General features: G+C 64.3%; 7 protein-coding genes. 1 reads left to right on the forward strand and 6 read right to left on the reverse strand.

Going from position 1 to position 9,893, the window contains the following annotated elements; all coding sequences use genetic code 11:
• The 5 genes from SR3_RS11905 to SR3_RS11920 all read right to left on the reverse strand — a co-directional run.
• Positions 1–2,030, reverse strand: a 2,030-nt coding sequence (locus SR3_RS11905; protein ID WP_068086048.1) for a hypothetical protein, incomplete at its 3' end; no start/stop codon positions are given.
• Positions 2,031–2,044: 14 nt separating this feature from the next.
• Entirely contained in the window at positions 2,045–3,562 is a 1,518-nt protein-coding gene (locus tag SR3_RS11910) for a tryptophan halogenase family protein (protein WP_245653881.1), read from the reverse strand.
• Positions 3,563–3,640: 78 nt separating this feature from the next.
• Complete coding sequence (locus tag SR3_RS11915; RefSeq protein WP_245653882.1) at positions 3,641–6,304, reverse strand: TonB-dependent receptor; 2,664 nt, start codon at positions 6,302–6,304, stop codon at positions 3,641–3,643.
• A gap of 4 nt (positions 6,305–6,308) precedes the next feature.
• Positions 6,309–6,476, reverse strand: coding sequence for a hypothetical protein (locus SR3_RS31285; protein WP_157098808.1), 168 nt, complete (start codon positions 6,474–6,476; stop codon positions 6,309–6,311).
• A 270-nt stretch (positions 6,477–6,746) separates the two neighbouring features.
• A complete protein-coding gene (locus SR3_RS11920; protein WP_218018813.1) occupies positions 6,747–7,886 on the reverse strand; it encodes an acyltransferase family protein in 1,140 nt (379 codons plus the stop codon).
• A gap of 203 nt (positions 7,887–8,089) precedes the next feature.
• Here SR3_RS11920 and SR3_RS11925 point away from each other — a divergent pair, with 203 nt between their 5' ends.
• The gene (locus SR3_RS11925) at positions 8,090–9,670 is read left to right on the forward strand and encodes a phospholipase D-like domain-containing protein (RefSeq protein ID WP_157098809.1); all 1,581 of its coding nucleotides are present in this window, start codon (positions 8,090–8,092) and stop codon (positions 9,668–9,670) included.
• Positions 9,671–9,709: 39 nt separating this feature from the next.
• Here SR3_RS11925 and SR3_RS11930 read toward each other — a convergent pair whose 3' ends face one another.
• Complete coding sequence (locus tag SR3_RS11930; RefSeq protein WP_245653883.1) at positions 9,710–9,862, reverse strand: hypothetical protein; 153 nt, start codon at positions 9,860–9,862, stop codon at positions 9,710–9,712.
• Between the last annotated feature and the right edge of the window lie 31 nt (positions 9,863–9,893).

Consider the following 9,893-nt stretch of genomic DNA (forward strand, 5'->3'; position numbering starts at 1 on the left):
CAATGAACAGGCGCCAATCCCAGATAGGCCGAACTCCAGAGTTGGGCGGCGTTGGACTCATCCGCATCCCCCGCGCCCGCTCCGAACGCCACCACCTTGTAGTGGCCGTTCTCGAGCGCCCATGACCAGAGTTCGGAGCTGGCCATATCACGATGCGCCTCGATCCTTTTCCACAACGCCGTGCGGGCGGACAGCAGATGGGTGCGGACCGGGATCGGCAGATCGCGGCGCTTCAGTTGGCGGTCCAGACCGGCGGCCAGCAGGGCTTGTTGCCATGACCAGACCACCAACCCGTGATAGGCGCTTTGGGTGAAGCGGCTCTTGTCCTCGGGCGTGCCGTAGATGGGGTTGGCGACCAGCAGGCCCACATCCGTCAGCAGGCCAGCCGGGAAGGGGCGCATCATGGCGGCCACGTCGCGGTCGAGCAGGGCGGGGGCCGGCTGGCCGAACATCAGCGTGAAGCCGGGGTCGGAGTTCACCACGCGGACGGGCGAGCCATCGGCGTTGAGCGACAGGGCGTGGAAGCGCACGGGTTGGGCATCCACGGCCTTCAGCGCGGCTTGGGCGGGCACGTTCAGCGCCGCGGCATAGGTGGTGATATCGGCCTTGGCCTGAGCGGCGGGGACGGTCACATCGAAGAACGTGGGCGCCTTGCTGGCCCAGATGTCCGCTGCGGCTCCGGCCCTGGCGAAGGCGGCTTTGTCCTGCGGCGTCATATAGGGCGTCAGCACGCCGGAGGCCGTGAGGCCCTGGATGGCGCGCAGGGCGGCGGGGGCGAGGGCGGCGTTCACGTCATAGGGATAGCGGCCAAGACCAAGGCCATCATTGCTGTCGCGCCATTCGCCGGTGGTGCGGCCATCCTTGATCGCCAGCAGGTGAGCCACCGAGGGGTTTTGCGCGAAGGGCTGCGTGGTGGTCAGCACATAGCGCAGATTGCGCATCAGGGCGGCGCCTGCGGTTTCCTGGCGATCGCCTGCCTTGCCGCTGGGAGCGGCCAGAAAGGCCCTGGCGCGGGCCATGCCGGCGGGGCTGCCGAGCAGGGCGCGCTCGACCAGCGGGGCCAGCATATAGCTGGAATCGATCATGGCGTAGTCGTATTCGGGGGCGTCGGTGAGGGGCTGGTGGTGGCGCAGATGGTCCAGCACGGCGAATTCGCCGATGCCTTCCTCATGGGCGGCCTCACCCTGCGGCGAGAGGCGCGCGATCACCGAACGCAACCCGCCCTCGATGGCTTCGGGCTGCAAGGCAGGCATCAGCAGGCTGAGCGACATCATCGTGTCCCGCCCGAAATAGGTGTTGAAGCGCCACGATCCGGCCATGAATTTTTCACGATAACTCAGGAAGCTGAGCGTGTTGCGCGCGGCGGGATCGCGGTTCGCCCTGGCCGAGAGCAGCGCATTGCCCTGCAGCGGGGTGAGCGGGGTCTCACCGCTCTGAGCCTCGATGCGCAGGGTGATCTTGCCGTCCGCGCCCGCCGTGATGCGGCCAAGCGCCAGCGAGCCATGCACCACCGTCACCGCGAGACGATAGCCCGGCGCGCCATCGAGGCGGTCGCGCTGCCAGAGGATGGTCTGGCCGTTGATGCCAGGAACGGTCTCGACCTCGGGGGTTTTGATGCCGTCGCTCTGGTAATCGCGCAGCACGCGCACGGAGGAGAGGATCGCCTGCTTCACCTGCAAGGCCGGAACGGTGATCTCGGCCGTGGCGGTGATGCCATGGAGCTTGCGGCCCTTGGCATCCTCCACCGTCTGCGCGGCGGGCGGCGTCACCATGCGCCATGTCGCAGCCTGATCCAGATGATCGAACCACAGACCCACGCCGCTGTTGCCCGCCGGGAAGGCCACCAGAATACGCGGATCGGTGCCCGAGCGCAGCAGCATATGCGCCGCCACCGGCCCCTGCCGGTAGAAGCTGTTGAGATTTTTGCCTTCCTTCACCTCGAACTGCAGCGGCTGGGCAGCGGGCTGCGCATGCACCATGGGCGCGGCCAGCAAGGCAGCAGCGAGCGAGAGGGAAGATTTCAAACGCATCGTAAAAACTCCAATCAGGCAGGGCGCGGCGCGGGGGCCTGCAGGCGCTGGCGGATCACATCCTCATGGCGGGGCAGCTTTGGCGTGGCGGCGGCGATCTCGCTGCGGATACGGGCCAGATGCTGGGCGTTGGCGGCTTCGGGAAAGCTGTCGGTCAGCGGGTTGTAATCCTGCGGGGCGATGCCCTGCCCCATCATCACCGCGAACCAGCTGGCCTCGCGGAACAGCTCATCGGTGCCCAGCACGATACGCCCCGTGCGGGCGAACTGCTCTTCCTTGTAGGTCAGGCTGTCGGGCAGGCTCATGGTCTGGCACTGGCGCCACAGCGGCTCATCACGGCCCTGCGTGCGGTGGTAATGCAGGATCAGGAAATCGCGCACGGTCTCCACATCCTGCCCATAGACGCGGTTGAACTGCTCGGCCACCAGCGGGTCGCAGCCGCGCGTGGGGAACAGCGAGAGCAGCTTGGCAATCGCGCTCTGGATCAGATGGATGCTGGTCGATTCCAGCGGTTCGAGGAAGCCGCTGGCCAGCCCCATGGCGATGACATTGCGGTTCCACACCTTGCGCCGCCGCCCGGTGGTGAAGCGGATCGGGCGCGGATCGGCCAGCGCCTTGCCATCCAAACGGGAGAGCAATTTGGCGGCCGCCTCATCGTCGCTGATATGCTGGCTGGAATAGACATAGCCATTGCCGATGCGGTGCTGCAGCGGGATGCGCCATTGCCAGCCCGCCTCGCGCGCGGTGGCGCGGGTGAAGGGCGTGGGCGGCCCGTCGCTTTCGCAGGGCACGGCCAGAGCGCGGTCGCAGGGCAGCCAATGCGTCCAGTCCTCATAGCCGGTCTTGAGCGTCTGTTCGATCAGCAGGCCCCTGAAGCCCGAGCAATCGATGAAGAGATCGCCCTCCACCACCGCGCCGCGCTGGGTGGTGAGGCGGGTGATGAAGCCGGTTTCGCCGTTCTGCTCGATCTTTTCGACCTTGCCCTCGATGCGGCGCACGCCCTTGGCCTCGCATTGGCGGCGCAGGAAGGCGGCATAGGCAGCGGCATCGAAATGATAGGCGAAGCCCAAGGTGGAGAGCAGCGAACGCGGATCGTTGGAGGGCGGCGCGAACCGCCCGGCCCGCGCCAGCTGCGTGGTCAGCGAGTAACCTTCCACGCCATGCGGGTCGCCCGCCAGATGCGCGCGGATCCAGCGATGGTAGAACATCGGGCCATCGGCAGGCGCGCCATAGCGGCCAAAGGGATGGAAATAGCCGCTGCCCTCGCCATTCCAGCCGATAAATTCGATGCCCAGCTTGTAGGTGGCATGGGTCTCGCGCAGCAGGGCGGCCTCATCGATGCCTGCCAGCTGGTTGAACCAGTGGATGGTGGGGATGGTCGCCTCGCCCACGCCGACAATGCCGATCTCGTCGGATTCGATCAGCGTGATGTCGAACAGCCTGGGGCTGTTGATCTTGGCCAGAGCAGCGGCGGCCATCCAGCCCGCGGTGCCGCCCCCCAGGATCACCACCTTGCCGATACGCTGGTCCATCACGCCTCTTTCGTCAGAAAACTTGAGGCGGCAACCCTCTCGCCGGAGGATTGCCGCCCATAGGTTAGCTCAGTCCGCTCAGAACGCGTACTGCAGCGAAACCATGCCGTTGGTGCCGACAATGCCACGGCCATAGAAATAGCCGTTGACCACCTGTTCGGACAGGCCCTGACGCGGGTTGCCCTCGGTCAGGCCTTGCGTGTTGGTGACATTGTCCACGCTGGCGTTGACCGTGATGCGGTCGGTCACGTTCAGCTGCGCGCCCAGCGACAGCACGCCATAACTGGGCAGCGGCAGCGTGCCGGTCTGATCGGCGAAGATCTTGCCGATGTACTTGTAGCGCAGATAGATGCTGCCCAGATGATGCGGCAGATCCACCGCCGGGGTGATGGTGTACATCACCTTGGGCGTGCGGCCCGGCGTCAGGCCATCGGCCTGCGGATAGGGCGCGCAGTTGGACAGGATGCCGTTGCTGATCGTGCCCTTGCAGGCGCTGGCGTATTTCGGATCCTGGAAGGTGGCCTGACCACGGATCGAGAAGGCGCGCAGCGGCTCATAGGTGGGGCGGTAGGACAGGTCGAGGTCGACACCATTGGTGGTGATGTTGGCCACGAAGTTTTCCGAGGTGCTGGTGCCGGCATCCGTGATCAGGCCGTTGAAGCTCTGGTTCTTGAAGAGGGTGCGGAAGGGCCGCACCGATCCCACGAAACCATGGCCCGCATAGGTGATGCCCGCTTCCCACAAGGTGATCGCGGTGGCGCCGTTCGAATTGTTGCCATTGGTCTGATAGGAATGGGCATAGCGGCCATAGACCGACAGATGCGCGTTGTGAGTGTAGTTCACGCCCGCTGTCCAGTTCAGCGGGTTTTCGGCATAGCCCGAGTTCACCGAATAGGTGCCGTTGAAGGCATTCGGGTTCACCTGCAGCAGGCCGGTGGTGCCCGGCGCGATCAGCGACGGCGAGCTGTTGCCGCTGTAGCTGGTCTGCTTTTCATGCTCATAGCGCAGGCCCACGTCGAAGTGGAACTTCTCGTGCCAGGTGAACTCGTCATTGGCATAGACCGACTGGCTGCTCTGGTCGAAATAGCTGACGCCCGCGCCCCAGTCGCCATAGCCCAGCAGACCGTTGTTGGTCAGCGTGCCGATCACGCCGCCCGCCGAGTTCAGCGCCACCACATCGTAGATGTTCGAATTGTTCGACACATCGTTGAGCAGGTTGGAGACCGCCGACTGGTCATTGTCCTGCCGTTGGTGATAGATCATGCCGCCCACGGTCAGGCTGTTCTTCCAGCCGCCGCCGCTCGCGTCCCATTTGGCGCCGAAATCGCTGCCCACGTCATGGATGTTGATCGTCTGGCGGTTGAGCCAGGTCTGCTGCAGCAAGCCGTTGCCGTTCAGCGCATTGAGCGCGGCGGTGTTGTTGCCCGCGATCACCTGACCGGTGGTCAGATTGCGGATGCCATATTGCGCCGTGCCGGGGAAGGCCAGAGCCGCCGCCTGGAACAGGTTCAGCCCGCCATACATCGGGTTGGAGGCAGGCAAAGTGCTGCCCCACAGCGGCGAGACCGCGCTGGGCGTCAGATAGTTGACCGCCGTTTCAAGCCCCGCATTGCCGCTGCCGCTGCCCGCGAAGACGCCGTTGAAGTCCCAGTTGGTCTGGGTGTAGCGCGCCCGGGCGAACAGCGTGATGCCATGGCCGACCGGCTTGTTGACATCGATGCGGAACAGATTGCCCTGCGCATGGATGCCTTCCTTGGCGCTGAAGGTGCGGGTGCACTGGCCCACGGCGCAGCTGTTGGGCATGGTGATCGTGCCGAAGCCATTGCCGATGATGTTGCCATATTGCCCGCTCAGCCCCGGCACGCTGGCGATCTTGCCGTTGACATAGGAATAGGGCTGGTCGGCGTAATAGGGGTCGTGTTCGTTCCAGCGCTTGTAGGTGGCGCGGATGAAGCCGCCATCGTCGAAGCGTTTTTCCAGCTGCGCCTTCACATGATAGGTGTCGTAGCGGAACTGGGAATCGCGCTGGCCGGGGTTGGAATCGAGATAACCGCTGACCGCGAAAGCCACATCGTCGCCCAGCAGCTTGAGCGGGGCGGAATACCAGAAGTCGGTCCGCGCCTCGCCATAGGTGGTGCCGGTGATCTTGAAGAGGCCGCCGCCGTGGTCGTAATTCATCTTGCGCGAGATGAAGTTGATCGAGGCGCCCGCCGCATTGGGGGCCAGAATGCCCGAGGTGCCGCCCTGCAGGCCTTCGACGTGATCGATAGAGGCATCGTACTGGAAGACTTCATCGTCGTTGAGGCCGCCATAGATCGACGGCATGCCGTCTTCCAGCAGGCGCACGAATTGCTGGCCGCCGCCGGGCAGGCCGCGCACCGAATAGTTGTTCGACACCGGGCCCGCCGTGCCTTCCACGAAGATGCCGGGGATGGTTTCGAGGATGTCGACGGTGTTGCGCGGCGCCTTCTGCGCCAGATCGGCGTTGGAAATCTGCGTGATGGCGACCGAAGCGTTCAGCAGGGTACGCTTCGAGGTCGAACCGGTCACCACGATCTCATTGGCGGGATCGGCCACGGTGGTGGGGACTTCGACCGGTGCGGCAGCGGCCTGATCGGCAGGCGCAGTGCCCTGCGCGAAGGCCGGCTGGCTGATCACCGCGATGGACACGGCCAGCGTGGAAGCGGCGCCCACCAGAAAGCTCTTTTTGGATGACATGTTGCCCACGTTCATCTCCCTCATGTGATTATTTCCCTGAAACTTTTGGTTTTATCGTGTGCAGCATCGCTTCGCCCCAAGGGGTTTGCGCGATCTGGCGACGGATGTCTGACATGAGGCGGCGCATGCGAAACATCGCAGCGCGTCCGCGTTCAATGGTTGAAAACCCTCTCCTCCTTGCGGCGCCCTCTTTCACGGGGCTTTCCATAAGTTTTAAAATGCGAACACAATCTTATCAATGCGTTTGGTGATCGTGTCGCTGTGCAATCGTGTGTCAAACGATTGGGAGAGCATCGCGTTCCGCCCCGCGGGCCGCAGAAATGAGCGGCTTTGCAGGGTTGCGCCCGGGCTTGAATTTTAACGGTTTAAACGGGTGTGCAGGGCCTGTTGCCGGGGGTGAAACCACCCGGCAAGGGCTTGAATTGTTGCTGGATTGTCACACCTCCGCCAGCCACGGAGGCGTTATTCAGCCCCGGTTTTGCGTGAAGCGCGCCGTCAGCCAGCGGCGCACCGGTCGGTCGTAGAAGACCAGGCTGCCATAGGCGATCGCCACCGATGCCGCCAGCAGCAGCATGCCCCAGACCACGCCCTGCCCGGGCGAGGCATGCCTGTCCACCGCCCATTCGGTGTAGACATAGATCAGCGGATAATGGGTGATGTAGAGCGGGAAGGACAGCTCTCCGAAAAAGCGCGCAATGCTCACCGAAACGCCATCCACACGCTTTTCGCCCGCGCCGATGGCCACGACCAGCGGGAAGATCAGGATCACGCAGAGCGCGTCATAAAGGCCGTTGCTCCAGTGATGCGGCGTGTCGCCCAGCCGGGGGATCGACAGCGCCGCGACCAGCAGCAGGCTGGAGAGCGCAAAGGCATGGCGGCTCCTGATCCTTGTGCCCACACGCATCAGCAACATCCCCGCCAGAAAGGGATAGAGCAGCCGCGCAAAGCCGATATGCAGCCCCTCGGCATCGAGCGACCAGCCGCCGATCAGATCGCGGCTGGTGCCGGCCAGCGCGAGATGCAGCAGAAACGCCGCCGCGCCGATCACCAACACGCTCAGCACCCGCAAGGACAGTCTGCGAAAGATCAGCGCATAGCCAATATTCGCGATATATTCGTAGAACAGCGACCATGCCGGGCCGTTAAGCGGATGAAGTTCGTTCCAGCCGCGAATGTCCATGCTTTTGGGCAGCGGCAGCAGGGTGCAGCCCCACAGCATCACCAGCACCATCTGCCACAGCGGTGTCTGGCTGATCAGCGGAAACAACGGCCCCGCCTGAAGGTAGAACAGTGCGCCACCGATCAGGCTGCCCAGCACCACCATGGGCTGCAGGCGGATCAGCCGCCGCTTGCAGAAGTTCCAGACCGACATGCTGCCCCAGCGATCATCATAGGCATAGGCGATCACGAAACCCGACAGCAGAAAGAAGAAATCCACCGCCAGATAGCCGTGATTGATGATCTGCTTCGTGGGATCGCCGCCCGAAAAAGCCTCGAACAGATGAAAGACCACGACCAGCAGCGAAGCGACGCCGCGCAAGCCATCCAGCACCACATAATGGCTTTTTTCACGCAGTGCGGTTTCAGGCAGGGCGGGCGCTTTCATCATCATCTCCTGGCGCGGGCAGCCGCGCGGGGCAGCGTTAGCGGATTGATTTGGCGCTTAGCAAGCTGCGCCACCAGGAAAGACGTATCCATAACCCAAGACGCCCTTGGCCAAACCGTGCCGCCCACGTCAAACCCTCACATGAGCGTGTTTTATAAAGCCTATCCTTGGCAGATCGCTGCCGGGCTGCAATGGTCCCGCCCATGATGACAGAGCCCTTGCTTGAAACAGGCCGCAACTGCTGGCGCATCGCACCGGCGGCCCGCGCCAGCGTCATCGTCGATGCCGATGACTATTTCAGGGCGGCCCGGGCAGCGATGCTGAAGGCGCAAAAGCAGATCCTTCTGGTGGGCTGGGATTTCGATGCCCGCATCCGCTTTGGCGGCGATGTCGAGGATGGCGCCCCCATCCGTGTCGGCGAGTTTCTCAGCTGGCTGGTCCGGCGCACGCCCGGCCTGCATATCCACATCCTGCGCTGGGATACGGGCGCCATCAAGACGCTGTTCCATGCCCGCACCCTGCTGCGCATCGCAAAATGGCTGCGCGATCCGAACATCCATTTCCGCCTCGATGCGCACCACCCGCCCGCCGGATCGCATCATCAGAAGGTGGTGGTGATCGATGACGATGTGGCCTTTTGCGGCGGCATCGACATGACCGCCCGCCGGTGGGACACGCGCGGGCATGAGGATGCCGAGCCCCGGCGCGTCGATCCCGATGGCCAGCCTTATGGCCCGTGGCATGATGCCAGCACCCTGCTGCAGGGGCCTGTCGCCGCGGCCCTCGGCGACATGTGCCGGGAACGCTGGACCATCTCGGGCGGCGACCCCGTCGCGCCGGTGACGCAAGGCGCGGATTGCTGGCCGGACGGGATCGAGGCCGATTTCACCGCTGTCGAGGTCGGCATCGCGCGCACCGTGCCCGAAATGGCCGATCAGCAACCCAGTCATGAGATCGAGGATCTCTATGTCGATCTGATCGCGCGGGCCCAAAAGTGGGTCTATGCCGAAAGCCAGTATTTCGCCTCACGCAAGGTGGCCGAAGCCATCGGCAAGCGTCTGGCCGAACCCGATGGGCCCGAATTCGTCATCGTCCACCCGGTCTCCGCGCAGGGCTGGCTGGAGCCTGTCGCCATGGATTCGGCGCGCGCCCGGCTGGTGGAGGCCCTGCGCGAAGGCGATCCCCATGGCCGGCTGCGGCTGTATCACCCCTTCACCGCCAAGGGCGATCCCATCTACGTCCACGCCAAGGTGACGGTGGTCGACGACAGGGTGCTGCGTGTCGGCTCGTCGAATTTCAACAACCGCTCCTTGCGGCTGGATACGGAATGCGATGCGGTGATCGATGCCGGGCGCGATGCCAACACGCAGGCGGTGCGCGCGATTGCCGGCATTCGCAACGCCCTGCTGGCCGAACATCTCGGAACCGATTGCCAGACCATCGAAGCGATGATCGAACGCACCGGCTCCCTGATCGAAACGGTCGAGACGCTGCGTGGAGAGGGCCGCTCGCTGCGCCCCTATGAGGTGCCCGATCTGGACGAGGTGAGGATCTGGCTGGCGGACAACAAGATCCTCGATCCGGAAGGGCCAGGCGAGATGTTCGAGGCGCTCTCGCAGCGCAAGCCCCTGCTAGGCCGCCTGAAGCCCCATCTCCATCGCCCCCATCTCCATCGCAAGGACGGCAGCCTCTCGGGCGGGCGCGTGGCCGGTCTGGCCTTGCTGGCGCTGGGCGGCGCCCTCCTGCTGGGCAAGGCCGCGGCCCGGACGCGCAAGCCGGACTAGGCGCATGACCTGAAAGGGTCGCTGCCAGGGCCGACCCGGCTATTGCCCTTGTTCTTTCATATCCAGATAGGCTGCCTCGCGGGCTTCCGGGGTCAGCGCCAGCAGGTATTGCCTGGCGGCCTTATAGGTCAGGAAGGGCTGGCCATCCGTCACGATGGGGATGGTGCGGCCATTGTAGATACGGCGAAGCAAGCGCCTTTGCGGCCTGCTCAGGGATTCGATA

The organism is Novosphingobium rosa NBRC 15208, assembly GCF_001598555.1.
Lineage (GTDB): Bacteria > Pseudomonadota > Alphaproteobacteria > Sphingomonadales > Sphingomonadaceae > Novosphingobium > Novosphingobium rosa.

Coding starts and splice junctions, on each gene's coding strand:
- SR3_RS11910 (WP_245653881.1), bottom strand. CDS start 3,562: ATGGACCAGCGTATCGGCAAGGTGGTGATCCTGGGGGGCGGCACCGCG.
- SR3_RS11915 (WP_245653882.1), bottom strand. CDS start 6,304: ATGAGGGAGATGAACGTGGGCAACATGTCATCCAAAAAGAGCTTTCTG.
- SR3_RS11920 (WP_218018813.1), bottom strand. CDS start 7,886: ATGAAAGCGCCCGCCCTGCCTGAAACCGCACTGCGTGAAAAAAGCCAT.
- SR3_RS11925 (WP_157098809.1), top strand. CDS start 8,090: ATGATGACAGAGCCCTTGCTTGAAACAGGCCGCAACTGCTGGCGCATC.